We start from the raw sequence: 26,587 nt of genomic DNA, 5'->3' as shown, positions 1-26,587 counted from the left end.
CGAAGAGTATTCCGCTGAGGGATAATCCTCACGCCAGAATCACGATGCTGGAGTAGAATAACTAAGCAACTTTGCTATTTTTTGCATCTCGTGTTTTCAAGACTAAGGAACGTTCATGAGCCTGCGCGGTCTAACTGCTTTTCTTAACACCGATGAACGATTTACCACGCTCGTTTCTCGCGCTGCCGTTCCCGTCTCAGAACGCTTTGAAGAGCTTGTCATTGGGGCGGTAGATGGCATCCGCCCCGTTTTGCTCGCCGAATTCGCGCGGGGTGTGCGTGCTGAAACCGGCGGAACCATCCTGGCGGTCACCGCAACAGACCGCGAGGCAGAAGACCTTAGCGTCGCCCTTGAGTCATATATCGAACCGGAACTAGTACAGTTTTTCCCTGCCTGGGAGACCCTGCCGCACGAACGCTTGTCACCGCGAAGCGACACCGTCGGGCAGCGTCTGAACGTTATTCGCGCCCTCACCGTGGACGCCGCATCCCGCCCCGCTATTGTTATCGCACCGGTGCGATCGGTTCTGCAACCACTGGTTTCGGGGCTGGAAAATATGCAGTCAGTAGAACTTACGGTTGGCGAAGAAAAGGACTTCGACTCAGTCGTAAAATCACTGTCAGCAGCTGCTTACTCCCGCGTCGACCTCGTCTCAAAGCGCGGAGAATTTGCAGTGCGCGGCGGTATTCTCGATGTCTTCTCACCGGTCGAAGATCACCCCGTACGCATCGAATTCTTCGGTGATGAAGTCGAGAACATGCGCTGGTTCTCCGTAGCCGACCAGCGCACCATCGCCTCCAAAACTGCTCCCACAGAACTTATTGCACCGCCGTGCCGAGAGCTACTGATCACCCCCGAGGTCATGAGTAAAGCAGCCCGCCTAAAAAATGATTTTCCCGGCGCTGCCGCCATGCTCGAAAAAATCGCCGGCGGAATCTATGTAGAAGGCATGGAATCGCTCACACCCTTGCTCGTTGAAAAGATGACCACTCTCATCGAGCTGCTACCGGCTGGCTCACTGCCTGTCATCTTCGAGCCCGAAAAGGTGCGCACCCGTGCCCACGATTTGGTGCAAACCAATGAGGAATTCCTCTTTGCCGCCTGGGAATCAGCGTCCGACGGCACCGACGCACCACTAGACTTAGGGCAGAACGGGGGAGCATTCGCATCCGGCGGCTTTAGGACGATTGCGCAAACTCGCGCTGACGCCTTGGCAAAGCAACTGGGCTGGTGGAGTTTCACCGCGCTGGGCATCGACGAAGAAGCTGACGCTGAATCGCACGTCTACACCTACCACGCCCGCGTCCCGCACTCCTTCGCCGGCAACGTGACCGAACTGCTTGACGAGGTAACCCGCAAGGTCAAGGACGGCTGGCGCATCGTGGCAGTAACCGATGGGCCGGGCCCGCTACAACGTCTGAGCGAAGTATTTTTAGAAGCACAGGTTCCAGCAGCGCGCACCGAAGACCTCACCGCCGAACCCGCATCGGGCATCGTTGAGCTCACCACGGCAGCTGCTGGCAAAGGCTTTATGATTGACGAGCTCAAAGTCGGGTTACTAACTGAAGCCGACATCTTGGGCAAAGCAAGCCCCTACACCACCCGGGATTTACGTAGCGCTAAGTTGCCGGTGCGACGCCGCAAAAAAGCCGTGGATCCCATGAGCCTCAAAGCGGGGGATTACGTGGTGCACGAGCAGCACGGTATCGGACAGTTCGTCGAAATGACCCAGCGCCCTATCGCCGGTGCAATGATCAAGCCTGGCCAGCCCAAGCCCATGAAGGAATACCTGGTGCTGGAGTACGCGTCCTCCAAGCGAGGAGCGCCGCGCGACCGATTGTTTGTACCCACAGACCAGCTGGATCAGGTATCAAACTACGTAGGCGGCGATGCACCCACGCTGTCTAAAATGGGCGGTAGCGACTGGGCGAAAACTAAGTCCCGCGCCCGCAAGGCCGTCAAAGAAATCGCAGCAGATCTCATCAAGCTGTATTCGGCGCGTCAAGCATCTAAGGGTCATGCATTCGGCACTGACACCCCCTGGCAACGCGAACTTGAAGAGGCCTTCCCCTACAATGAAACTCCCGATCAGCTCTCAGCCATCAACGACGTCAAGTCTGATATGGAACGCGGGATTCCTATGGACCGCCTCATCTCAGGCGATGTTGGCTACGGCAAAACAGAGATTGCGGTACGCGCCGCCTTCAAAGCGGTGCAGGATGGCAAACAGGTAGCGGTTCTCGTGCCCACCACCTTGCTGGCGCAACAGCATTTTGAGACGTTCAATGAGCGTTTCTCGGGATTCCCCGTGCGCGTCAAAGTGCTTTCGCGCTTTCAAAAGGCTAAGGAAACCAAGGAAATCCAAGAGGGTATCAAGAACGGTTCTGTCGATATTGTGGTTGGCACGCACCGCCTGCTCTCAGAATCTACACAGTTCAAAGACCTCGGCCTGGTGATTATCGACGAGGAACAGCGTTTTGGCGTTGAGCACAAAGAAAAGCTCAAAACCATGCGCACCAATGTGGACGTGCTTGCGATGTCGGCAACTCCGATTCCACGTACCTTGGAAATGTCGCTGACAGGAATCCGCGAAACCTCAACGTTGACAACCCCACCCGAGGAACGCCACCCGGTACTCACCTTCGTCGGTGCTAAGACGGAAAAGCAGATTACTGCCGCTATTCGCCGTGAACTTATGCGCGAAGGTCAGGTCTTCTTCGTTCACAACCGTGTCTCATCGATTGAACGCACGGCTGCTGAGATTCAGAAGCTGGTGCCCGAGGCTCGTATTGCTGTTGCCCACGGCAAGATGAGCGAGTCTCGTCTTGAGCAAATCATTGTGGACTTCTGGGAGCGCCGCTTTGACGTGCTGGTCTGCACCACCATCGTCGAAACCGGTCTGGATATATCCAACGCTAATACCCTGATTGTTGACGGCGCCCAGAACTACGGTCTGTCTCAGCTGCATCAGTTGCGCGGACGCGTGGGGCGCGGACGCGAGCGCGCGTACGCCTACTTCTTGTACCCGGTGGATAAGCCACTGGGCGAGGTGGCGCTTGAACGTTTGAAGGCTGTGGCTGCTCACAATGAGTTGGGTGCTGGTATGCAGCTGGCGATGAAGGACCTTGAGATTCGCGGCGCCGGTAACTTGTTGGGCGGCGAGCAGTCCGGTCATATTGCGGGCGTTGGTTTCGACCTGTATCTGCGTCTTGTAGGCGAGGCTGTTGCGAACTTCCGTGGTGACACTGAAGAGGCAGCGCCTGCCGAGGTCAAGATTGAGTTGCCTATTAACGCGCATATGCCGCACGAGTACGTGAGTTCTGAGCGTTTGCGTCTGGCAGCTTACCGTGAGATTGCGCAGGCAACTTCTGCTGAAGCTCTTGATGAGATTCGTGAAGAACTGGTTGATCGTTACGGTGCGATTCCTGAGCCTACCGAGAACCTTTTTCAGGTTGCACTCTTGCGCTTGAAAGCTAGAGAGGTTGCGGTGCGCGAGATTCAGCTTATGGGTCCCAAGGTTCGTGTGTTCCCCGTGAACGATTTGCCGGAGTCACGCAAAATGCGTCTTGAACGTATGTACCCCGGTGCCCTGTATAAGCAGATTCCCGGTACCGAGGACTGGCAAATTCTGTTGCCGCGTCCTAAAACGGCGCGCGTGGGCGGTAAAGATCTTGTTGACCGCGAGATTATTGATTGGGCAGAGAGCTTTATTGATTTGATCTTGGCTGAAAAAGCTCCGGTTCAGCAGTAACCCCGTATACCCGCTGATTGTGACCACGTAACCGTCACTGTGACCACAAAACCGTCATCATCAGCGCATTTTGAGTGGTACTTTGACGTTTACGTGGTCATCCCGAGGTTTAGTGGTCGCCTACAGCAAGCACAGACAAAAACGGCGTCCTTCCCCTGAAAGGAAGGACGCCGTTTTTATAGGTTTTTCAAAAAGATTTAGCGAAGCTGAGTTTCTACACCGTTGTACTTCTCTGAGGAGGTCTTTGAAGGCAGAATCAGAGTCGGAATCATGAAGGTGATTGCGTAGAAGATGATTGCTGCAGCAAACCACCAGGGGCCACCGTCGGGGTAGGTGCCCAGTGCCCAGAAGGTAGCCAGCAGACCGAGCATGCAGAAGACCAGCATCAGGATGTTTGAACCGAGGTGACGGGTACCTGAGTAGTAGGGGTGACCACCGTTGAAGTAGTCGCCTTCCTGCTCGCCCAGTGACTCAACGTTTGAGCGCTTATCGGCATCTGATGAACCTGAGATCAGTTTGTCTTCTTTGCGGAAGCCGCCGTTATTTGCAACAGCTGAGGTTGCTGCGGTGCCGCTACGCAGAGTTTCGGTTTCGCGCACGGTGGTGTGCTTGGTTTCGGTTTCAACAGTGTGAGCGCTCACGCGGTCAGCGCGTACGGATTCTGCCTTAGCCATGAGTTTTACCTCTTCACGTGTGGGCGTGAGCGTGGTTGCTCACTGAAAGTGTATGTGGACGCTATCTACCAGTATAGGACTCTGAGGGTGGTTGTGCACGGTGCGTCAGTAAAAATTTAAGTAATGACGCGGTGCTCGCCGAGCTTTAACCTTTGGCCCAGGCTGTGGTTCTGAAAGATAAGCCGCCGAACCCTGCCCTTAGTACGGGTCTCGACAGCACGCCAAAAAGGCTTATTCAGAAGAGTAGCTGGATCCTTCTGAATAAGCCTTGGAACGTGAGCGAAGGTTCTTTTTAGTAGTTATCGCCTGCGGTTGCCTGCGCTGCACCGATGATTTCAATGCCCTTGGACGCGCCGATGCGGCTTGCGCCTGCCTCAATCATGGCAAGTGCGGTAGCGCGGTCGCGAATACCACCGGATGCTTTCACACCTACGTTGGGGCCTACGGTCTTGCGCATGAGGGCGATGTCTTCAACGGTTGCACCTGCTGAGGAGTAGCCAGTGGAGGTCTTGACGAAGTCAGCGCCGGCTTCAACGGCTGCTTCGCAGGCGAGAACCTTTTGTGCATCGCTGAGGTAAGAGGTTTCGATGATAACCTTCAAACCTGCACCGCCTGCATGGGTTGCTTCTGCTACTGCGCGAATGTCAGCCACAAGTGCGTCGCGGTTTTCAGCAATCGCATCTGCAATGTTGATGACCATATCAACTTCGCGTGCGCCTGCCTCAACAGCGGTCTTGGCTTCGAATGCTTTAACGTCGCTGGCTGATGCACCGAAGGGGAAGCCAACTACGACGCAAGGAAGCGACTTCGAACCTTCCAGTGCCTTGGCGACAACTGGTGCCCATACCGGGTTGACGCATACGGATGCGAAACCGTGTTCGCGAGCTTCTGCACACAGACGCAATACATCGGCTTCTGACGCGTTCGGCGCCAAGATAGTGTGATCAATCATTCCTGCCAGCTGCTGTGATGACAGTTCGGTCACTGGTTCCTCCTTGGAGTTGAGTCCGAGTGCTTCGGAGAGATCATTTTTGATGGTTGCAAGAAGCTGCGTTGCTTCTTGTCGTGCCTCATCGAGTCCGTTCTCAGTGGAGCGGATGACCTCGATGTAGCACTTAAGCTTGGGTTCGGTACCTGAGGGGCGCACGATGACGCGGGTGTTATCTTGCGTGAGGTAGAGCAGACCGTCGGTGGGCGGCAGGTCGGCTGATCCCTGTGCTAAATCGCGCGCGTCCACCACGGGGGAGCCCCCAAGTGATTCCGGGGCTTTCGCCCGCAACGTAGACATCATAGTTTTGATGCGTGAGAGATCGTCAACGCGAACCGACAGCTGGTCGGTAGCGTACAAACCGTATTCGCTAGCGAGGTCCTCAAGGACGTCGGTGAGCGCGCCACCGCGAGCTTTCACCTCTTGAGCAAACTCTGCCATGATGAGTGCCGCTGAAATGCCGTCCTTATCTTGTACATTGGCAGGATCAACGCAATAACCCAAAGCTTCTTCGTAACCGTAGGTGAGGTTCTCAACGCGGGAAATCCACTTGAAACCGGTCAGTGTTTCAACATGTTTGATGCCGTTTGAACGGGCGATGGCGCCGAGCAGACGCGAAGACACAATAGAGTTCGCAAAGACAGTGCTCTCTGTATCATCAATCTTGTTCAGCATAATAGCGCCAAAGATTGCACCGGCTTCATCACCGCGTAGCATCCGCCAGTGAGCACCGTCTTTGATTGCGAAAGCTGCGCGGTCAGCGTCGGGGTCGTTAGCAATCACGAGGTCGGCATCGATAGATTGAGCCAGATCTATTGCAAGATCGAGGACGCCGGGCTCCTCAGGATTCGGAAAAGCTGCGGTGGGAAAATCTGGGTCGGGCTGAGCTTGCTCTTTCACGACGTGAACATCGGTGAAACCAGCACGAGCCAGCACATCTACCGCAGTTTCTGCACCCACGCCGTGCACCGGGGTGTAAACAATCTTTAAATCGCGTTCTGTTGCTGGCACAAGTGCGCTCACACGTTCTGCATAATCGCTGGCAATCGTTGCCGGGAAAGTTTTCCAACCCCTTTCAGCTCGGTCAATTGTGCCTGACTCAGTTGCCTGAACGATAGCCGCTGCAATCTGCGCATCGTAGGGCGGAACAATTTGAGAACCGCGCTCGCCCTTAGGCACAGCATTACCGCCGAGATACACCTTGTAACCGTTATCGTTCGCGGGATTGTGCGACGCCGTGACCATAACACCAATTTCAGCGTTAAATTCTTTGGTCGCCCATGCCAGAACCGGGGTGGGCAGAGGAGAAGGCATCAGGGTTGTCTCAATGCCTGCCGCTGTGAAGATTTCTGCGGTAAGACGCGCAAAAACATCGGAATTGTAGCGGGCATCAAAACCGACAACAGCGGTCTTCTTATCCCAATTCTCCTGCTCCGCGCGGTGGGACGCGTACAGCGCCAAACCCGCTGCGGCGCGAGAGACCACTACCTGGTTCATGCGCATAGGACCGGCACCGAGGGCAGCACGCAACCCTGCTGTACCGAACTGCAAGGTACCAGAGAACCTATCTGCAAGATCATCTGCGGCCGTTGATGCGGGATCTGCTTGTACCACCTGCACTAGCTCTTCAAGTTCCCGGCGAGTGGCAACATCCGGATCAATCTCAATCCACTGCCGTGCCTGCTCAACAAGCTGTTCAATATCTTTACTCATCATGAATCTTTTCTCGAAAATTCAATGGATATTTTGGGTGAATGACGTTCACCGATAAGGTGCCTCGCCTTAGCGAACACCCCACCAGTAGAAGGCTTAGAGTTGCCCGATAATATCTGCCAGCAAACGAGAGATACGCGGGCCAGCATTCTTACCTGCTTCAATAACCTCTTGGTGGCTAAGCGGAGTTTCTTGAATACCCGCCGCCATGTTGGTTACCAGCGAGATACCAAAGACCTCAAGGCCGGCAGCACGAGCCGCTATCGCCTCAAGCGCAGTGGACATACCCACCAGATCAGCACCCCAAGTGCGCGCCATCTTAATCTCTGCCGGGGTCTCATAATGAGGGCCGGGCAACTGCAAATACACGCCCTCTTGCAAAGAGCTGTCAATCGATTGAGCAATCTTGCGGATGCGCGGTGAATACAAATCGGTCATATCAACAAAGTGCGCACCGACTAAAGGAGAGGTGAAAGTACCGTTGAGATGATCTGAAATCAGAACCGGCATACCCTCGCTGAAATTCGGGTTCAAGCCGCCACAGCCGTTAGTCAAAATCATGGTCGATGCGCCAGCTGCCGCCGCGGTGCGTACCCCGTGCACCACAGCCTCAACACCGCGTCCTTCATAGTAGTGAGTGCGCGCGCCAATCACGAGAGCGCGCTTACCATTTGGGGTTTCAATAGAGCTCAGCGTACCCGGGTGCCCAGCCACCGCTGCCTTATGAAAACCCGGAACCTCGGACGCATCCAACACATGGGTTCTCTCGCCAATGAGCTGCGCAGCCTCGCCCCAGCCTGACCCCAATGTCAGTGCGATATCGTGCTTTTCAACACCGGTTTTCTCAGCAATATACTGAGCTGCCTCCGCCGCGAGAGCGAGAGCAGGATGCGCCGGATCATTCGTTGCCAGCGCTAAAGAATCTGCAGAAGTAGTCATGCATCAAATTTACCAAAATCAGGGCGTACCCACCGTTTGCTCGAACCATCGCTGTCCCCGCTTATGAAAAACCGCGCCGGGCATGTGTTTGGGTTTGAGTGAAACTATCATTTGTCTCACAATAAGTAGTGTGGTACTCAATAACGATAAATCTCAGTACAAAATAGCCATTCTCGGCGGCGGTCCCGGTGGCTACGAAGCAGCTCTTGTAGCGGCACACCTCGGCGCAGATGTCACCATCATCGAACGCAAAGGCATGGGCGGTTCAGCAGTCCTTACCGACGTTGTTCCCTCCAAGACCCTCATCGCATCGGCCGACCTGATGACCAGGTTCTCAGCAATCGACGAACTCGGTATCGAAATCGTCGACGGCGACGACAAATACGCCCTGCGCACCAACCTGCACAAGGTCAACACCCGTTTGCTCAACCTCGCACAGCAGCAATCCAACGACATTAAGCGCGCAATGGAAAAACAGGGCGTCAAAATTATCGACGGTACCGGCCGCGTCAAAGACCGCAACACCGTCACTGTCGACGACATTAACGGTCTGAGCTACGACATCCAAGCTGACTACATCATGCTGGCAGTTGGTACTCACCCGCGCGAACTTGAGACCGCAAAACCCGACGGCAAACGCATCCTTAACTGGACTCAGCTCTACCACCTCGAAGATCTTCCCGAGCACCTGATCGTGGTGGGCTCAGGCGTCACCGGCGCAGAATTCGCCTCGGCATACAACGGACTGGGCACCAAGGTTACCCTGATTTCATCGCGCGATCGCGTGCTCCCCGGCGAAGACGAAGACGCTGCAACCCTGCTTGAAAACGTCTTCGAACGACGCGGCGTCACCGTGATGCCGCGCTCGCGTGCAGAGGCAGCGGAATACAATGAAGCCGGCGACGGCGTCATTGTTACTCTTGCCGACGGCCGTAAGGTTGCCGGGTCCCATGTACTCATCGCTGTGGGCTCGATTCCCAACACCGAAGGCATCGGCCTTGAAAATACCGGCATCGAAACCACCGAGTCCGGTCATATTTTGGTGGATCGCGTCTCTCGCACATCCGTTTCTAATATTTACGCGGCAGGTGACTGCACCGGCGTCCTGCCACTGGCATCAGTTGCTGCTATGCAGGGACGCATCGCTGTGGCGCACATGGTGGGCGATGCGGTCAAGCCGCTCCGCACTCACCAGGTAGCAGCAAACATCTTCACTGCTCCCGAAATCGCTACCGTAGGCGTCAGCGAAAAAGAAGTTGAAGAGGGCAAATACCAGGCCGATATCTTCAAGCTGTCACTGACCACTAACCCGCGCGCCAAGATGATGGCTGTCAACGAGGGGTTCGTGAAGATTATTTCGCGTAAGCACTCGGGCACTGTTATTGGTGGTGTGGTGGTGGGACCGCGCGCATCAGAGCTGATCTTCCCGATTTCCCTGGCAGTGGATAAGAAGCTTCACGTTGATGATATTGCCGAGGCTTTTACCGTCTACCCCTCGTTGAGCGGTTCAATTTCAGAGGCGGCACGTCAACTGCACCAGATGCTGTAAAGCGGGCTCTTCGACACCGAGAATAAAAAGTTACTCCCAAAGTGCGAAAGTACTGACGCTAGTGTCAGTACAAACGCACTTTGGGAGTAATTTTTGCCCGGCAAGGCGAGGAGGATAGCTACTTGCGTTCCATCGTATTCAAATCAACGTCACGGGTTTCGTGAGTGATAGCCATAAAAATGATGGTGAGAACTGCTGCGCCTGCAAGGTAAAAACCAACCGCGCCCACGCCGCCGTGGCTATTGAGCCAGACAGCTGCGTACGGGGTGAGTGCCGCACCCAAAATGGATGCGACGTTGTACGAAATACCCGATGCTGTGTAGCGCACGTTGGTGGGGAACAGCTCCGGTAAGTACGCTGACATTGAGCCGAAGGTCAGGCCCATCAGCGCCATACCGATCGCCATAAAGACGATGATGCGCAGGATATTCGCATCCGCGCCAGTACCCACATTTGCGGGATTCATCAAGATACCGAATGAGAGGCCAAAGACCAGGATGCCTGCGGTAATGACCAGCTGGGAGGAGCGGCGTCCAAACTTGTCAGCTAACCAGCCAGAGACGGGCACCATCGCTGCGAAAAGGAGGATGGTAATCAGCTGGATGACGAGGAAGGTGCGGTAGGGAATCGCCAGGCCACCTGATTCGACCTTGCCGATGCCGAACGAAAGGATCCAGGCGGTCATGAGGTAGAACAGCACGTAGGTTGCCAGCATGATGAAGGTGCCTTGAATCATGGGCCACCACGCAACCTTGAATGCTTCTGCCAGGGGAGTCTTTACTTTTTCGTTGCGTTCAGCTGCCTGCTTGAAGACGGGAGTTTCCTCGAGCTTAAAGCGGACGTACAGACCGACCAGAACCATGAGGATGGAGAACAGGAAGGGTACACGCCAACCCCAGACCAAGAAGGAATGGTTGAGCTCTCCCGCGTTCTTTGCGGAGTTGAAGCCCATGAAAGTGGTGAGTAGAAGCATGAATCCGTTAGCGAGGATGAACCCGAACGGTGCACCGAGTTGAGGCCACATGGCGGCGCGAGCACGCTTGCCTTCTTGGGCGTATTCGGTAGCCAGTAGCGCTGCGCCAGACCATTCGCCGCCTAGGCCCAAACCTTGGGTAAAGCGCAAAATGGTGAGCATTGCCGGTGCCCAGATGCCGACTTGGTGGTAGGTGGGCAGAAGGCCGATGAGGAAGGTCGCCAAGCCCATTGTTAGTAGTGCGCCAACGAGGGTTGCCTTGCGTCCAATGCGGTCACCGAAGTGGCCAAAGACGATAGATCCAATGGGGCGGGCAATAAATGCTGCACCAAAGGTTGCCATCGAAGCCAGGAGTTTGGCGGTGTCGTTACCGCCGGTGAAGAAGAGGGCAGGAAAGACTGCTACTGCCGCGGTGGCGTAGATGTAGAAGTCGTAGAACTCGATGGTGGTACCCATGAGGGATGCGAGGATGACGCGTGAGCGCGGTACGGGTGGGGTTGTGGTGGGCGCCTCTGACGCGGCTACTGAGCTCATAGTTGAACCTTCGTGTGTGTCTTTCGTAGGTGCTGTGGTTTTACCCTAAAAGACGGTGACCAATATATGAAGTTCCGTCTTATATTTTGAAAAGGTGTGAAGTTGCGTGACAGCTTCAGGCAATCTGCATCAAAAAATAAAGCCGCACAAGCCAAATCGATGGCTTGTGCGGCTACGTTGCTACGCGTTTTGCAGTGCTACTTATTTGATGGTGGCGATGACAGCACCGGCGGTCACTGTTTCGCCGGGTTTTGCCTTGAGGCCTGCCACTTTACCTGCCTTGTGTGCGGTAATGGGCTGTTCCATCTTCATCGCTTCAAGAACGACGATGAGGTCGCCTTCAGCTACCTTCGCTCCGTCCTTGACAGCGACCTTCACAATGGTGCCCTGCATGGGGGAGGTGAGGTCGTTGCCCGATGCCTTGGTTGACTTCGAGGAACGCTGCTTGCGCTGCTTGGATGCTGCCGGCTTGGTCGATGCAACGCCAGCGCCACCGAGTGCGGGCATGACAACTTCTAGACGCTTGCCGCCTACTTCAACGACGACGCGCTGACGGGTGTCTTCTTGGTCTTCTGCGCTACCGGGGGCTCCGTCGTAAGCGGGAATAGTGTTGTTGAATTCGGTTTCAATCCATCGGGTGTGAACCGCAAAATTTTCGGCGGTTTCAGCGTTGAAAGCGGGATCATCGAGCACAGCGCGGTGGAAAGGAACCACGGTGGGCATGCCGTCGATGACCAGCTCTTTCAGAGCACGACGCGAGCGCTCGATTGCCTGTTCGCGGCTGGAACCGGTGACGATGAGTTTTGCGAGCATGGAGTCAAAGTTACCGCCGATGACGTCTCCCGATTCAACGCCGGAATCCCAGCGCACGCCACCGCCGGTGGGTATGACGAGCTTTTCGATGGTGCCTGGAGTGGGCATAAAGGTGCGGCCGGGGTCCTCACCGTTGATGCGGAATTCAAAGGAGTGACCGCGAAGCGCAGGATCGTCGTAGCCTAGCTCTTCACCGCGGGCTACGCGGAACTGTTCACGCACCAGGTCAATACCTGAAATTTCTTCTGAGACGGGGTGCTCTACCTGAAGGCGAGTGTTGACTTCCAAGAATGAGATCGTGCCGTCGGTGCCTACCAAAAACTCACAGGTGCCTGCACCCTGGTAGCCAGCTTCGCGCAAGATTGCCTTAGAAGATTCGTACAGGCGTTCGTTCTGCTCATCGGTTAGGAACGGCGCAGGGGCTTCCTCCACTAGTTTCTGATTGCGACGCTGTAGCGAGCAGTCACGGGTGGAGACCACCACGACGTTGCCGTGAGCATCCGCAAGACACTGCGTTTCTACGTGGCGCGGTGAATCCAGGAAGCGTTCGATGAAGCATTCACCGCGGCCAAAGGCGGCAACTGCCTCGCGAACAGCTGACTCGTACATCTCGGTGATATCTTCACGTTTGCGCGCAACCTTGATGCCGCGTCCGCCACCGCCAAAAGCAGCCTTGATAGCAACGGGCAGGCCGTGCGCATCGGCGAAATCGATGACTTCCTGCGCTGATTCCACGGGGTCCTTAGTACCGGGGACCAGGGGAGCGCCCACCTTTTGCGCAATGTGGCGAGCTACTACCTTATCGCCTAAACGGCTAATGGAGTCAGGTGAAGGGCCAATCCAGGTCAGACCCGCATCAATCACACGCTGCGCGAAATCAGCGTTCTCAGAGAGAAAACCGTAGCCAGGATGCACAGAATCGGCACCGGAACGTTCGGCAACTTCAAGGAGCTTTTCAACCACTAGGTATGATTGCGCGGCAGTGGTGCCACCTAGCGCAAATGCTTCATCAGCGAGCTTGACGTGCAGGGCGTCGCGGTCAGAATCAGCATAGACAGCAACAGTTTTGATGCCTTCATCCTGCGCTGCGCGGATCACACGAACAGCAATCTCACCGCGGTTGGCGATGAGTACCTTTGAAACAGGGCCGGTATGTTTGCCTTCAACCGCGGTGAACTGATTTAGAACAGTGTGTGTCAACTAAATGCTCCTAGCTAATGCGCGCGAAGAAGACGTGGCGCAGGATAAAAATAAAGAGTGTGGGCTCGCAAGCAAGCAGTTTATCAAACCGCCTGTGTCTATTTTGAAATTATTTATGATTTTTTCCAAATCTCAGGCATCGAAACGCCGTGGACTTTCAAAAGAGACTTCAGCGCGTTAATGGAAAGCCCCACTACGGTGTGAAATTCGCCCTCGATTTTGTCAATGAAGGCTGCACCAAAACCGTCAATAGTAAATGAACCCGCTACCCACAGCGGCTCACCGGTGGCTACATACGCTGAAATTTCGTCTTCGCTCATCTCGCTAAAATGCACGGTTGCGCTACGAAGTTCAGAGGATTCTCCTGCAGGTGCGTGGCGGGTATCTACCAGCCAATGCCCGGTGTGCAGGACGCCCGCATGTCCGCTCATCGCGCTGATGCGAGTCAGAGCGTTTTCAGCGGTGTGCGGTTTTCCAAAGGCCTGGCCCTCAAACTCAAAAACAGAATCACACCCCAGCACTAAAGCACCCTGTGCTTGATCCATCTGAGCCACGTTCTGCGCTTTAGCTTTTGCCAGCAACTGAGCGGTCTGTGCGGGGCTGATCTCACCCAGCCCCTTGTCGTATGCTTCTTGTTGCGCTTGCGCCAATACCGCGTCCTCATCAACGTCAGAAACAAGCACCGTGAACTCGATACCTGCATCGGTGAGCAGTTTGCGGCGGGCCGGTGAACTAGATGCCAAAATCAGGCGCGGTGAATTAGAAGTGTTTTCGATACTCATAGTTTTCAGTCTAAAACGAAAACCGCAGCCCTCCTATCGTCAAGGAGGACTGCGGGTTAGAAGTTAGCTCGCCGCCATGCGAGTCAGGCGTTCGATGATCTGTTCTTTAGCGCGTTCGCTCAGGGTGTAGCGGGTGGTGGCTTCGTACTGCCACAAACCATCAGCTGCTAACTGAGCAATAATCTGGTTGAGTTCGGTTTCGTTGAGCTCAGCTGGGGGCTGCGGCGGAGTCCAGTCGTCGAGTACCTCCACCCAGATATTGGCGGCCTGCTCATCGGTAATCGTCTCTAATAAGAGAACAAGGTCGGTGTAGGTGGCACTATCTGAGTTGACGCGAATGTAAGATTCCAGGCGCTTGGCAAGTGAAAGTTCTTCAGCTTTGCCACCTGCTGTCTTTTCAAGGCGTTCTTTCCACTGCAGGGTGTCGTAGCGGTGCAGAGCCATGAGCATGGCTTCTCGGGAAGGGAAGTGGTATAGCACTCCCGCTTTGGTCATGCCAGCTTCTGCTGCTACAGAGTTGAAAGACACCGCGGTGATGCCTTCTTTCTCGATGACGCGCAGTGCAGCCTCTAATATATCTGTCTTCTTGCTCGGACGCATGTGCGCTCCTTGTGGTGAACGGATAGCTGTGAAAAATAGTGGGGTGTTTCTAGTACAACTACCAGTAACGTGGGGGATGGACTCTAACTTCCCCCTTTGGTTAAGAAAAATCTCAATTTGTCAAGAGAAGCAGAGGATTATTATGACATATTTAGGTGGGTGTGCAATGCTTCCACCTGCATAAACGCCAGTCATTGCATAAGTTTGCTTGTAGTTGGGCTCAAGTTAAGTAAAGAAAGTTATAAAATCTCCGCTGTCTCACTCTCTCCTGTAAAGAAAATACCCGCGTCATGACGTGCTTTCGTGCAGACTTTATTGACCACGCGTGATAGTTCAGTCAGACGAAGGTAGGATGCACGCTGGCCGTTGCTCAGACCGCCGGCAAGGTGCGATGAGATAAGCGAAGAAATGGCTTCTACCTCATAGCGCATCAGCTGATGTAGGGGCTGCGGATCAGTTGTACCTACTTCAAATACCCGCGAGGTTTCTTCCCCCTGAACGGAATGTACTGCACGAATATCCTGCACGCCGTCGAAGATCAGGCGCTCGCGTCCACAATAAATTTCGCTCGGCAGGGAGGACGCGAAGTCTTTGGCGATTCTAATGCTGACGTCGAATCCGGGGTAAGAAAGCACGAGCGTACCGTGTGCATCGACGCCCGTCGGAGCAAGGGAAGGCATATAGGTGACGCCTGTGGGTTCACCAAACCAGGCAACCGCAGCATAGACGGTGTATACGCCTAGATCGACCAGTGCGCCGCCGCCAAAGTCGAGGGAGAAAATGTTGGGTACATCGCCGGTGAGTACTGCGTCCCACCGCGAGGAATACTGAGCAAAAGTGAAGGACGCGGAGGTCACCTCGCGCTCCTGGACTGCTTGGGCAACTGCGGCAAAACCTGGTTCATACACGTTACGGGCAGCTTCAAAAACCAGCACACCGTGCTCATCTGCGGCAGAGAAAACGTCCTCCCACTGGGCGGGGTTCCAGAACGCTGGTTTTTCAACAATGACGTTGATTCCTGCTTTGATAGCGGTCAAGGCGTGTTGAGCGTGCAAAGAGTTCGGTGAAGCAATGTAGATAAGATCCAGTGGCTCGGTGACGAGTTCTTCCATGGACGCCACCCAGCGAGCGTCTGTCATACCGGTGTTATTGAGTAGCTGACGGGCAGATTCTTCGCGCCGGCTTGCGACCGCAATGACCTTAAATACTCCGTGCGAGGCGCGGATAAACTGCTCGCTAATCATTCCGGTGCCAATAACACCTAATCGCAACACTCTGGTTCTCCTTCTTTGGTAGATGTTCTTTGCTCTAATGTACTTCTAAAACGGCAAAGGGGCCGGGAGAAGATTTTCTCGTCATTGACCGAAGAAAATTATGTCTACCCGACCCCTGATAGCTGAATCGTCGCTTTATGCGCTCAGTGCGCGCTTGAGCGTGTCGAGACCGACAGAGCCCAACATGAGCGCGCGGGTGTGGAAGTCCTTATCGGAGACTCCGGCGGCTCGCGCATCTTCACGGAGCTGTTCCCAGATGCGCTGGCCGACCTTGTAGCTGGGCGCCTGACCGGGCCAGCCCAGGTAGCGCACATACTCAAAGTCGCGCTGACCGTCGGTGAGATCAAGGTTGATGTCCAAGAACTTCTTACCGGTTTCAGCGGTCCAGGTGCCACCCTCAACCCCGAGTTCTTTCGCCCATCGTTCAGGAATCTCAAGACCGCAGTGAACACCGATATCAAAGACTACGCGAGCGGCGCGCAGACGCTGGGCATCGAGCATACCCATGCGGTCACCGGGATCGCTAAGATAACCCAGCTCTTCCATCAGTCGCTCAGCGTACAGTGCCCAGCCTTCGCCGTGGCCGGACACCCACACGCCATTAGCGCGCCACTGGTTCATGGTGTCAGCCATAGCGGTAGCTACTGCTTCTTGCAGGTGATGACCGGGAGTTCCTTCGTGATAAACAGTGGATGTTTCACGCCAGGTACCGAAAGTTTCCTCTCCCGGGGGACCGACCACCACATACGGCCAGGACGCGACCAGTCAGCTGCCGGGGGAGTGTAGTAGATTCCGCCTTCTTGGGTTGGCGCAATCATGCATTCGAGCTCGCGCATGGGACCACCGATTTCAAAGTAGTCATCCGCGAGGAAGTTCAGCGCCGCATCGGAGAGCGACTGCATCCACTCGCGCAGGGCATCGGTGCCGTGCAGAGTGCGTTCGGGGTCGTTATCAAGAATCTCTTTAGCTTCTTCGATGGTTGCCCCGGGCTTAATCTCTTGGGCTACCTTCTTCTGCTCGGCAATAATGCGGTCGAGCTCTTCAACACCCCACGCGTATGTCTCATCAAGGTCAACAGCTGATCCCAGGAACTGGCGAGAATACAGTGAGTAGCGTTCTCTACCCACGGCGTCCTCGGCAAGAGCTTGCGGAAGCAAAGCTTCTGAGAGATAAGTATTGAGTTCGGAGTACCCAATGATGGCGCGTTTGCCGTTGATGCGTGCTTCTTCTTCGAGCTCAGGAGCGTTTTTGATGATCTCTTCGGTGAGCTGGGCAAAGAAACCATCGTCAGCAATGTAAGCGCTGGTCTGTTCGATGGCTGTTTCTACCTGGCGCTTAGCGGCAACGCTGCCCTTGGCGCGGTAAGCCTCCAGGGTTTCAATGTAGCCGTTGATTGCATCGGGCACATTACCCATGCGTCCGGAAAGGTTCTTCCAGTCTTCAGCGGTTTCTCGGCCCATCAAATCAAAGATAGAGCGAATTCCCTGCACGGGGCTTGCGAGGTTATTAATCTCCCAGGCATCCAGCCCGGCCTCGTGCAACTCGAGCGAAAGTCCCAGGCGCTCGCGCATCGCATCGAGGGTGACCTCATCAACCTCGTCCTGAACGGTCGCGTTCTCTAAAGCATCCAGGGTGTCTTTAATAGCCTGAATAGTGAGAGAGATACCCGCCGGTGAATAGTCATCGTACTCGGTTTCGCGGCCCTTACGACCTGCAATCGTTGCAGTTTCAGGGGAGAGTTCAAGCATTCGCTCGTAGTGGTTATTGGCGATGGTGTCGATTTGGGTCTGCGCGCGCTCGGCACGGTAGACCTCAGGAATGTGTGAATTTGTTGTCATAGGCATAGCTTATGACCTAAAGCACACACCCTGCATTATTTTCGCTTCTAGCGGGCAATAATTTACGAAAAAGACAGGCCAGGCTATTACTGCGGACGCGCGCGCCTCCACGAACCGGCACCGGGGCGCAGGCCTGCCCCGAGGCGCTGACGGCGCAACAAAGTGCGTTGCATAGCAGAGAAAGCACCGGCGTCGGTCTTCTCGGCATTAGCTTCGGTGAGCGCTACGGCTACCACAAGCGCAGCCAGCTCCTCATCGGTGGGATTACCTTTGGGAACCTTAAGATAAGGCGCTTGCTCCGCAGGTTGCGACGCTTCGCTAACAGCAGGTTCGGGTGTAGGCTCAGGCGCCGAGCTACGAGAGCCGAAACTGAACCCTCTACGTTTAGAAGTAGCCATCATCTAATCCTTACAGCGGAATGTTGCCGTGCTTTTTCGCGGGTGTTGCAGCGCGCTTATCGCGCAGAGCGTGCAGGGCGCTAATAATGCGGACGCGGGTTTCGTTAGGAGCGATGACCTCGTCAATGTAACCCAGCTCTGCTGCCTGGTAAGGGTTCAGCAATTCTTCTTCGTACTTTTGAATGAGCTCAGCGCGCTTTGCCTCTACATCTTCGCCTGCCTCAGCCGCTGCCGCGAGCTCGCGTCGGTAAAGAATATTGACAGCACCCTGGGCGCCCATCACACCAATCTGAGCGGTGGGCCATGCAAGGTTAATATCGGCCCCCAGCTTCTTCGATCCCATCACAATGTAAGCGCCGCCGTAGGCCTTGCGGGTAATGATGGTAATCAGCGGAACAGTCGCTTCAGCATACGCGTACAGTAACTTAGCGCCGCGTCGAATAATGCCGTTGAACTCCTGGTCAGTGCCGGGTAAGAAGCCGGGAACATCAACGAGAGTCAGAATCGGAATATTGAAAGCATCGCAGTTACGCACAAAACGAGCCGCTTTTTCTGAGGCATTGATGTCGAGGGTGCCCGCCAGCTGCATGGGCTGGTTGGCAACAATACCGACGGCGCGGCCTTCCACGCGCGCATAACCAATCATCACGTTCGGCGCGTAGAGTTCCTGCAATTCTAAGAAATGCCCATCATCGACGATTGTTTCGATCACGGCGCGCATATCGTAAGGCTGATTCGCTGAGTCAGGAATCAGAGTATCTAAATCAAGATCATCATCGTTGATGGTGGGCTCTTGATTGTGCTCCAGCGGCAGGTTCTCTGTCAGGTTATTAGAAGGCAAGAACTCTACAATTTCGCGCACGAAATCGAACGCGTCCTCTTCATCTTCAGCAAGGTAAGCAGAAGTACCGGTGACGGAGTTGTGCGAACGCGCACCCCCCAGGGTTTCCATATCTACTTCTTCGCCGGTCACGGTCTTGATGACGTCCGGGCCGGTAATAAACATATGAGAGGTCTTATCAACCATGATCACGTAGTCAGTCAAGGCGGGAGAATACGCGGCGCCACCGGCACAGGGGCCCATAATCACTGAAATCTGAGGTACAACACCCGATGCGCGCACATTCATACGGAAGATATCCGCGAACATTGCCAAGGACGCCACGCCCTCCTGAATACGAGCGCCGCCACCGTCGTTAATGCCGATGACAGGGCAACCGTTGCGCAAGGCGAACTTTTGAACCTTGACAATCTTTTCACCATTCACCTGAGACAGCGAGCCACCGTAGACCGTGAAATCCTGCGAGTAAATAGCAACTAGGCGTCCATCAATGGTGCCGTAGCCAGAAACCAAGCCGTCACCCAGTGGACGCTTTTTGTCCATACCGAATGCCGTGGTACGGTGACGCGTCAGAGCATCAAACTCTACGAAAGAACCCTCGTCTAAGAGCATCTCGATGCGCTCGCGGGCGGTGTTCTTGCCGCGAGCGTGCTGGCGTTCCACGGGCGCTTCGCCGACAGGTAAGAGTGACTGCTCACGACGCGCGTAAAATTCAGCGATTTTACCGGCGGTGGTGGTGAGGTCGAATTCTGGTGAAGGCGTGGTTTCTTCAGACATGTTGTACTTCCTAGCAAGTTTTGTGGTGCCCGGTGTGCATCAAATGTCCCAAGCAGTTTTTGCGTAGCGTCACATAAGTTTATTGCTCAGCACCCTAAATACGGTGCACATTTGAGCAATTTACCGGTGTGAATAGGCGTTATACATTATAAAACCGGCCGTTATTTATAACCGCCGGTGTGTTTTATGTGGAGACTAGGCTCCGATTGAGCCGAGAACAGGGTTCCATTCGCGAATGGTGTAGCTCAGCACTGCGCCGCCGATATTCATGGGGTCTTTGGCAATGATTTCTTCAATTTCGTTTTCTGATTCTGCGGAGAAAATCAACAGTGCACCGGGGGTCTCTCCTGAGGTGAAGGGGCCCGACGCGATGAGGCTATTTTCTTCGAGCTTGCTTGCAAGGTATTTGCGGTGTTCAGGGCGGTAGAGTGCCTGGGTGTCTGCATCTGCATAAACATAGGTGACGGCGAAAACGCTCATGAGTTGTTTCTCCTGGTGAGTCTGAAGTGTTTGTGGCACGTACGTGCTTTTGGTATTCAATGTACCGCATGCAGGGGTGTTCATCTGAGTAATCCGTGCAGCTGGCGCGAGGTGCACGGTGCTAGTCTTGCTGTAAATATACAGACGGTTTGGCGAGGTGGAGTTTATGCAGCGAAATGGCTTGTCGTCTTCTCTTGACATGGGGGCAGGGTTCTCTCGGGTGATCATTGTGGATCATACGGGTTCTACAAATGCTGATGCTGTGGCTGAGCTGAGCTCATCTTCCGCGGATGCATGGGGCGAGCTTTCTGTACTTGCAACAGCTGATCAGCGTCAGGGGAGAGGACGCTTGGATCGTCAGTGGCAAGCTCCGCGTAATAGTGCTTTGTGTACCTCTTTTGTGGTGCGTCCGCACGCGGGTTCTGGGCAGGTGCTTCCGTTAGAGTCTTTGCGGTGGATTACGATGCTGGTTGCGGTGGCAGCGGTGGATACTTTGCGCGGATTCTCTCTCGATGCCTCTATTAAATGGCCCAATGATGTTCTGGTGGGGCATAAGAAAATTTGCGGTGTTTTAGCCCAGCTGGTCGTTGAACCCGGCGGGGGAGCATCGGTGGTTGTGGGAATTGGCATGAACGTGAATATGAGCGAGTCTGAATTGCCGGTTGAGACAGCCACTTCTACCTATGTTCTTCTAGGTAAAGAGCTCGATTTGGACGCGGTTCTGAGGAGTCTGGCGGAGCATTTTGAACGTCACTACCGCGCTTTTGCGAGTGTGTACGGGGATGCTGAAAGACCGGACTCATCGGGAGTATGCCTTTTGGACAAAGTGCGTTCTCGCTTATCGACCGTAGGTCAAGACGTTAAGGTGCATTTACCCGATAACACAGTGCTTGAGGGGCGGGCAATCGATATCGATGGTGAAGGGGAACTGCAGGTGCGTGATGCTCGGGGTAAGATGTGGAGCTTTGCTGCCGGGGATATCGTCCATATGCGCCCTGAATCATACGGCGCATAGCGTTGCCCTAGCGTCCTGGTTTTGAGCAATTACCCAGCAATATTGACTACAGTGATAAGGCTATGAAATTAAAAACAGAGCTGGTAGAACACGAAAAGGTGCTAACCGCTACTCGAATGCATCCGAAAGCCCTTGCCGGGGCAGGGCTCTATGTTTTGCTTGCTATTGTTTTGGCTAGTTTTGCTAGCACTGTTAAACCGGCCTCGCTGGTGTTAGCCACAGTGGTTTTTATTGCGGCGGCGGTTGCTTTATACAAGGCAGCTGAACGCTGGGTGCACTGGTTGCGCCGCCAGTATTTCTTGACCAATTACCGTCTGATTCTGATGGATGCGGGCCAGATGCAGGCATCGTTGCCCCTTGATCGCATCCGCGGTATGAATGTTCAGATGCACCGACTCAAAGGCGCCGGTGATATTGTGGTTGACGCGTTATGTACCACTCATCGTGTGGAATGTGTTCCTGTGCCCCAGAAATTTTCTCGTTTGACGCAGTCTGCTCAGCAGAAGTTTTTAAGTAGAGCGTAAAGTTTATAAGACGGCTGTCGGTCATTGTTAAGGTCAAAAGACAAATAACAAACACGGTCCGTCTCTTATCAGCACTAAGACTCTATGTGAAGTATTGTGGCTCACATCGGCTAAAATTGGCGTAGCGTTATTGAGCGATACATCGAGACAAGACATATGAAAGGTTATGACAGTGGACGAAAAGGCAGAAGAAGGTACCGTAAACCTTCCCGTCACTGGTCCGGCCACCACTGCGCTGAACTTTCTTTCTAACCGAGTGCAAAATAATGTGTACCGTAGCGATGCCGCTAAAGCAGGCATCCGCGAGTTAGAACGCGTTCTCCTCGGACAAAATCGCACTCTGCGCCGCCGTGAGACCGCTGAATCTGCGGGAGTTTCGTTGCTATCGGCTCGCAAAATTTGGCGAGCACTGGGTTTTCCCAACGTCAGTGATGACGATAAGTACTTCACCGAACTAGATGCCGATGCCCTGCGTCGCATTACGGGTTTGGTGCGAGAAGGCGTGGTGACAGAAGACGGCGCCATCTCCATCACCCGTTCGGTGGGGCAGATGATGGACCGCATGGTCGCGTGGCAGGTCGAAGCGCTTGTTGAAGACATGGTGGTCAACGGTGGCAAGACCGATGCCGAAGCGCGAGAAGAACTACTTACTATTTTGCCCGAGTTCATTGATGAGCTTGAGGAAATTGCGGTCTACGGTTACAGGCGTCAGCTCAACGCTGCGGTGCTTCGTTTAGCGTTGCGAGCCGAGAAAGAAAACAGTGTCACAGATCAGAATGCTCTGCCCCTAGCTCGCGGTATCGGTTTTGCTGATCTGGTCTCATACACCTCGCTCTCTCGCCAGATGAACGAGAAAACGTTGGCTTCGTTGATTAAGTCCTTTGAGCAAAAGTGCGCCGAGGTTGTTGCAGTGGGCGGCGGACGCATCATCAAGACCGTGGGCGATGAAATCATGTTCTTGACGGAATCACCCGAGGCAGGCGCACGTATTTCTCTAGCGCTATCAAAGATGATTCGTGAGAACCCCGACCTTCCTGAAGCTCGTGTGGCTTTTGTCTGGGGACGCGTGCTACCTCGTCTGGGTGATGTGTACGGTCCGACCGTCAACCTTGCCTCGCGTTTGGTAGCCTTAGCTGAACCGGGCGTGGTTCTCACTGACGACACCACCGCTGAAACCATTGAAAACGACGAAAAATTTGTGCTGATTCCTCAAGGCGTACGCAACGTACGCGGGTTTGGCAACGTATCACCCGTGGCAATTACCCCGGGTATTGGTAATGAACTGGAGATAGATTTCGAATGAGCACCCATTCACACCTGACGATTTTTACGGGTACTGCAACGGATAAGGGTGCCTTTCGCGATAATAATGAAGACGCTTTGACCGTGGCGGGCACCCTTGCTGTGGTTGCTGACGGTATGGGCGGGCACGAGGCTGGCGAAGTTGCTTCGCGTCTTGCTGTGCGTACCCTGTCGTATTCGCACCTGTTTACGCAGCCCGGTGGTATGACCGAAGAAGAGAACGAGCAGGCACTTGCCGATATGGTGGCTGAGCGTGAGGCTCAAAAGAGTGAGACCGCGTCCTCGTATCGTTCACGCAAACGCAAGAACACCACTGCGCTCAACGAGCAGATCATGAACACACTTGAGCGTTTGCGCGTGATTATTGGCGAGGCAGACGAATCCATTAAGACCACCTTGAACCAGCGTGCAGGCACCACCTTGACCGGCGCATGGCTCACCTACATCGGTGACCAGAATATGTGGTTTATCTTCAACGTGGGCGACTCTCGCACTTATCGCCTGGTGCGCGGTGAAGACCTCGAAAAGACAGCGGACTCTCTCTCGCTCTCCGGCGAACTCGAGGGCGTAGGTCTAGAGCAGATTACTGTTGATCATTCCGAGGTTCAGTACCTGGTTGACACCGGCCAGATTACCGCGCTCGAAGCCCTGACCCACCCGCGTCGTAACGTGATTACTCGCGCTTTGGGAACCGGCAATTACTGGGAACCCGACTTCTGGGTTATTCCGGCTAAGCCTGGCGACCGACTCATGATGTGCTCCGACGGTCTTTCGGGGGAACTCTCACACAACTACATGGCGCGCGTGCTGGCCACCGTTGAGCACCCGCAAGACGCCGCAGATGTTCTGCAGACCGCTGCTTTGCGAGCCGGTGGACGCGACAACATCTCTGTGGTGGTTGCCGATGCGATTACCGAAGAAGAAGCTAACCGACGTGCTGCTGAACTGAAGGCTCTAACAGCCACCGAGTCTCACCAGATTGTAGAAGACGCCAACGAGTACACCGTGACTCACACCGCTACCCCTGATGATCCCCAGATTGTTTCGGAGCGCGAGCTGTCTCACGAGCAGTAAGAACACGTTTTGTGAATGGCCGGGCACGCCGCAATGCCCGGCCATTTTTCTATTCTCACCGCGTCCATAGGGCACAATAGTGAGAGAAGAACAGGAAAAGAGGTTACCGTGGCTATTGATCCCGCAGATACCGTCGAGAACATTACCGATCGAGAAAAAGTTGAGGGACCGAGCGTCAGCGAGGAGCTCAAGGAACGCTACGACGATTTGGCTGATCGTGTGCGTAATGCTCGTACCGAGTACTACGTGAACGATGCTCCGACCATTTCGGATGCGGCGTATGACGCCCTGTTTAAAGAACTTGAAGAGTTTGAGGCACTGCACCCTGAGCTGGTGGCTAATGATTCGCCTACTCAGGAGGTAGGTGGCGAGGCATCTGCGGCTTTTGCGCCGGTGCAACATATTTCTCGGATGTACTCGCTCGAGGATATCTTCTCTCTTGAGGAGCTCGAAGCTTGGCTGGCGAAAACCGGTGAGAACGCGCGTCGTATTGCGGGTGAGAAGACGCGGTGGCTGACCGAGCTCAAGATTGATGGTTTGGCGATTAACCTCTATTACCGCAATGGAAAGCTGGTGCGTGCGGCTACTCGCGGTGACGGCTATACCGGTGAGGACGTTACCCACAATGTGCTGACTATTAAAACTATCCCCACTCAGTTGGCGGGGGAGAACCACCCTGAAGAGCTTGAGGTGCGCGGTGAAATCTTTATTTCATCCGCTGATTTTAAGGCGCTGAATGAACGCATCGTAGAAGAGGGCAAGGCTCCTTTTGCTAACCCTCGTAACGCTGCCGCTGGTTCGTTGCGTCAGAAGGATGCGGCGGTGACAGCGTCTAGGCCTCTGAGTATGTTTGTGCACGGTATTGGTATTCACCCGGGGTTAGACCTCGCGGCACAGTCTGAGGTGTACGATCAGCTCGAAGCCTGGGGTCTGCCGGTGAGCCCGTATACGAAGTTGCTCGATACGTCAGAAGAGATTTTTGAGTTCATTGCTCACTTTGGTGAGCACAGGCACGATCTGGTGCACGAGATTGACGGCATTGTGATCAAAGTCGATGATTTTAGGACGCAGAGTCAGCTGGGTTATACTTCTCGCGTGCCGCGTTGGGCGGCGGCGTACAAGTACCCGCCTGAAGAGGTGAACACTAAGCTGCTCGATATTTTGGTGAGCGTTGGACGCACCGGCCGAGTAACGCCGTTTGGTATGATGCAACCGACGAAGGTCGCTGGTTCTACGGTGTCGATGGCGACCTTGCATAATCAGGACGTTGTGAAGGCTAAGGGTGTTCTGATTGGTGATACCGTCGTGCTTCGTAAAGCTGGCGATGTGATTCCTGAAATCGTTGGACCTGTGGTGGCTTTGCGCGATGGCACTGAGCGAGAATTCGTGATGCCCACGGAATGTCCCTCGTGCGGTGAGCCGCTGGCTCCAGCTAAAGAAGGCGATATCGATATTCGATGCTTGAACGCTAAATCGTGTCCAGCTCAGCTCATGGGGCGCATCTATCATATTGGTTCGCGTGGAGCACTGGATATCGAGGCGCTGGGCGAAGAAGCAGCGCGTGCTTTAACGGCTCCTGCTGAGCCTGGTACCGCGCCTCTGACGAGCGAGGCTTTCCTCTTTGATCTCAAGCCTGAGGACCTGGCGGACGTTCGCATTGAGCGAGAGAAGAAAGTGAAGGGAGTTGCTACGGGTAAGACCGAGCGTGTTCCTTACTTCTATACGCGAGGTACGGCTAAAAAGCCGTCCGCCCCTTCTCGCAATACTGAAAAGCTCTTCGAACAGCTTGAAAAAGCTAAGCAGCAACCGCTGTGGCGCGTCCTGGTCGCACTTTCTATCAGGCACGTGGGGCCTACCGCTGCGCGCGCTTTGGCAACCGAATTTGGTTCTATGGACGCAATTCGCGAGGCGAGCGTAGAGCGACTGGCAGCCGTTGACGGGGTAGGGCAGATTATTGCTGACTCTATTACCGAGTGGTTTACGGTGCCGTGGCACCGTGAGATTGTAGAGCGCTGGGCAGCTGCCGGGGTTCGCATGGAAGATGAGCGAGACGCCTCCATCGAACGTACGTTGGAGGGGCTGACGGTGGTGGTGACCGGTACACTCGAGAACTTCACACGTGATTCTGCCAAAGAAGCGATTATCGTTCGAGGCGGTAAAGCATCCGGTTCAGTCTCAAAGAAAACGGACTACGTGGTAGCCGGTGCCTCGGCTGGTTCTAAGCTTGGAAAAGCCGAACAGCTGGGTGTCAAAATCTTGGATGAAGCCGGGTTTGAGCAGTTACTTTCGACCGGCTCTGCGTCATAAAAAGCGAAGTTACGTGGGTTAATGTCACGTAATTTGTCCCCATAGGCGGGGGATAAGATGCTGAATAATTAAGGGCGATGCGGTGTGTGTAGTGATGCGCAACACCGCATCCTGCCTTAAAAATCGAGGAAAATTGACCGCCTGAGACGTGCTTGCGAAAAATATTTAAAATTTTTTTTCGCGATCGACAGCCGGGTGGAATCGGGTGTTTCTCATACATCTTTTGGTCACGATTTGATAA

General features: G+C 54.5%; 18 protein-coding genes and 1 pseudogene. 7 read left to right on the top strand and 12 right to left on the bottom strand.

Annotation, left to right across the window (positions count from 1 at the left end):
- The first annotated feature begins 115 nt into the window (after window positions 1-115).
- Window positions 116-3,751 carry a transcription-repair coupling factor gene (gene mfd / locus IDM49_RS08725; RefSeq protein ID WP_190724221.1) on the top strand — a complete coding sequence of 1,212 codons (3,636 nt, stop codon included), beginning with the start codon at window positions 116-118 and terminating at the stop codon, window positions 3,749-3,751.
- Between the two features lie 197 nt (window positions 3,752-3,948).
- On the opposite strand, the gene IDM49_RS08720 is transcribed toward mfd, so the two are convergent.
- From IDM49_RS08720 to IDM49_RS08710, 3 genes are all read right to left on the bottom strand, one after another.
- A complete protein-coding gene (locus IDM49_RS08720) occupies window positions 3,949-4,425 on the bottom strand; it encodes a hypothetical protein (protein ID WP_168614251.1) in 477 nt (158 codons plus the stop codon).
- 292 nt (window positions 4,426-4,717) lie between these two features.
- On the bottom strand, window positions 4,718-7,129 hold the full coding sequence (gene deoC, locus IDM49_RS08715; RefSeq protein ID WP_190724220.1) for a deoxyribose-phosphate aldolase: 2,412 nt from the start codon (window positions 7,127-7,129) through the stop codon (window positions 4,718-4,720).
- Between the two features lie 93 nt (window positions 7,130-7,222).
- Entirely contained in the window at window positions 7,223-8,065 is an 843-nt protein-coding gene (locus tag IDM49_RS08710; RefSeq protein ID WP_190724219.1) for a purine-nucleoside phosphorylase, read from the bottom strand.
- A 130-nt stretch (window positions 8,066-8,195) separates the two neighbouring features.
- Between IDM49_RS08710 and IDM49_RS08705 the strand changes: the two genes are divergently transcribed.
- Window positions 8,196-9,614 (top strand): NAD(P)H-quinone dehydrogenase, encoded by a 1,419-nt coding sequence (locus IDM49_RS08705; RefSeq protein WP_375546067.1) that lies wholly within the window; start codon window positions 8,196-8,198, stop codon window positions 9,612-9,614.
- Window positions 9,615-9,732: 118 nt separating this feature from the next.
- Here the strand turns inward: IDM49_RS08705 and IDM49_RS08700 are convergent, their stop codons facing one another.
- From IDM49_RS08700 to IDM49_RS08660, 9 genes and pseudogenes are all read right to left on the bottom strand, one after another.
- Entirely contained in the window at window positions 9,733-11,121 is a 1,389-nt protein-coding gene (locus IDM49_RS08700; protein ID WP_190724218.1) for an MFS transporter, read from the bottom strand.
- A 201-nt stretch (window positions 11,122-11,322) separates the two neighbouring features.
- A complete protein-coding gene (locus IDM49_RS08695) occupies window positions 11,323-13,134 on the bottom strand; it encodes an acetyl/propionyl/methylcrotonyl-CoA carboxylase subunit alpha (RefSeq protein WP_190724217.1) in 1,812 nt (603 codons plus the stop codon).
- Between the two features lie 113 nt (window positions 13,135-13,247).
- Complete coding sequence (locus IDM49_RS08690) at window positions 13,248-13,916, bottom strand: Maf family protein (RefSeq protein ID WP_190724216.1); 669 nt, start codon at window positions 13,914-13,916, stop codon at window positions 13,248-13,250.
- Window positions 13,917-13,979: 63 nt separating this feature from the next.
- Window positions 13,980-14,516 (bottom strand): TetR/AcrR family transcriptional regulator, encoded by a 537-nt coding sequence (locus tag IDM49_RS08685; protein ID WP_168614257.1) that lies wholly within the window; start codon window positions 14,514-14,516, stop codon window positions 13,980-13,982.
- Between the two features lie 239 nt (window positions 14,517-14,755).
- The gene (locus IDM49_RS08680) at window positions 14,756-15,790 is read right to left on the bottom strand and encodes a Gfo/Idh/MocA family protein (protein WP_190724215.1); all 1,035 of its coding nucleotides are present in this window, start codon (window positions 15,788-15,790) and stop codon (window positions 14,756-14,758) included.
- 135 nt (window positions 15,791-15,925) lie between these two features.
- Window positions 15,926-17,628: pseudogene (locus tag IDM49_RS08675) on the bottom strand (DUF885 domain-containing protein).
- An 86-nt stretch (window positions 17,629-17,714) separates the two neighbouring features.
- A complete protein-coding gene (locus tag IDM49_RS08670; RefSeq protein ID WP_190724214.1) occupies window positions 17,715-18,026 on the bottom strand; it encodes an acyl-CoA carboxylase epsilon subunit in 312 nt (103 codons plus the stop codon).
- 10 nt (window positions 18,027-18,036) lie between these two features.
- Complete coding sequence (locus tag IDM49_RS08665) at window positions 18,037-19,644, bottom strand: acyl-CoA carboxylase subunit beta (protein ID WP_190724213.1); 1,608 nt, start codon at window positions 19,642-19,644, stop codon at window positions 18,037-18,039.
- A gap of 195 nt (window positions 19,645-19,839) precedes the next feature.
- The gene (locus IDM49_RS08660; RefSeq protein WP_168614347.1) at window positions 19,840-20,124 is read right to left on the bottom strand and encodes a YciI family protein; all 285 of its coding nucleotides are present in this window, start codon (window positions 20,122-20,124) and stop codon (window positions 19,840-19,842) included.
- A 166-nt stretch (window positions 20,125-20,290) separates the two neighbouring features.
- Here IDM49_RS08660 and IDM49_RS08655 point away from each other — a divergent pair, with 166 nt between their 5' ends.
- The 5 genes from IDM49_RS08655 to ligA all read left to right on the top strand — a co-directional run bounded on the left by IDM49_RS08655 (window position 20,291) and on the right by ligA (window position 26,346).
- Entirely contained in the window at window positions 20,291-21,139 is an 849-nt protein-coding gene (locus tag IDM49_RS08655) for a biotin--[acetyl-CoA-carboxylase] ligase (protein ID WP_193836651.1), read from the top strand.
- Window positions 21,140-21,201: 62 nt separating this feature from the next.
- Window positions 21,202-21,663 carry a YdbT family protein gene (locus tag IDM49_RS08650; RefSeq protein WP_190724211.1) on the top strand — a complete coding sequence of 154 codons (462 nt, stop codon included), beginning with the start codon at window positions 21,202-21,204 and terminating at the stop codon, window positions 21,661-21,663.
- 166 nt (window positions 21,664-21,829) lie between these two features.
- Entirely contained in the window at window positions 21,830-22,966 is a 1,137-nt protein-coding gene (locus IDM49_RS08645) for an adenylate/guanylate cyclase domain-containing protein (RefSeq protein ID WP_190724210.1), read from the top strand.
- The gene (locus IDM49_RS08640) at window positions 22,963-24,039 is read left to right on the top strand and encodes a PP2C family protein-serine/threonine phosphatase (protein ID WP_190724209.1); all 1,077 of its coding nucleotides are present in this window, start codon (window positions 22,963-22,965) and stop codon (window positions 24,037-24,039) included. Before IDM49_RS08645 ends, IDM49_RS08640 begins: the two co-directional genes overlap by 4 nt.
- A 33-nt stretch (window positions 24,040-24,072) precedes the next feature.
- Window positions 24,073-26,346, top strand: a complete 2,274-nt coding sequence (ligA, locus tag IDM49_RS08635; protein ID WP_190725462.1) for an NAD-dependent DNA ligase LigA — start codon at window positions 24,073-24,075, stop codon at window positions 26,344-26,346.
- Window positions 26,347-26,587: the final 241 nt, after the last annotated feature.

The organism is Rothia terrae, from assembly GCF_014705925.2.
Lineage (GTDB): Bacteria > Actinomycetota > Actinomycetes > Actinomycetales > Micrococcaceae > Rothia > Rothia terrae.
This window is presented reverse-complemented; position numbering and strand designations above follow the sequence as displayed.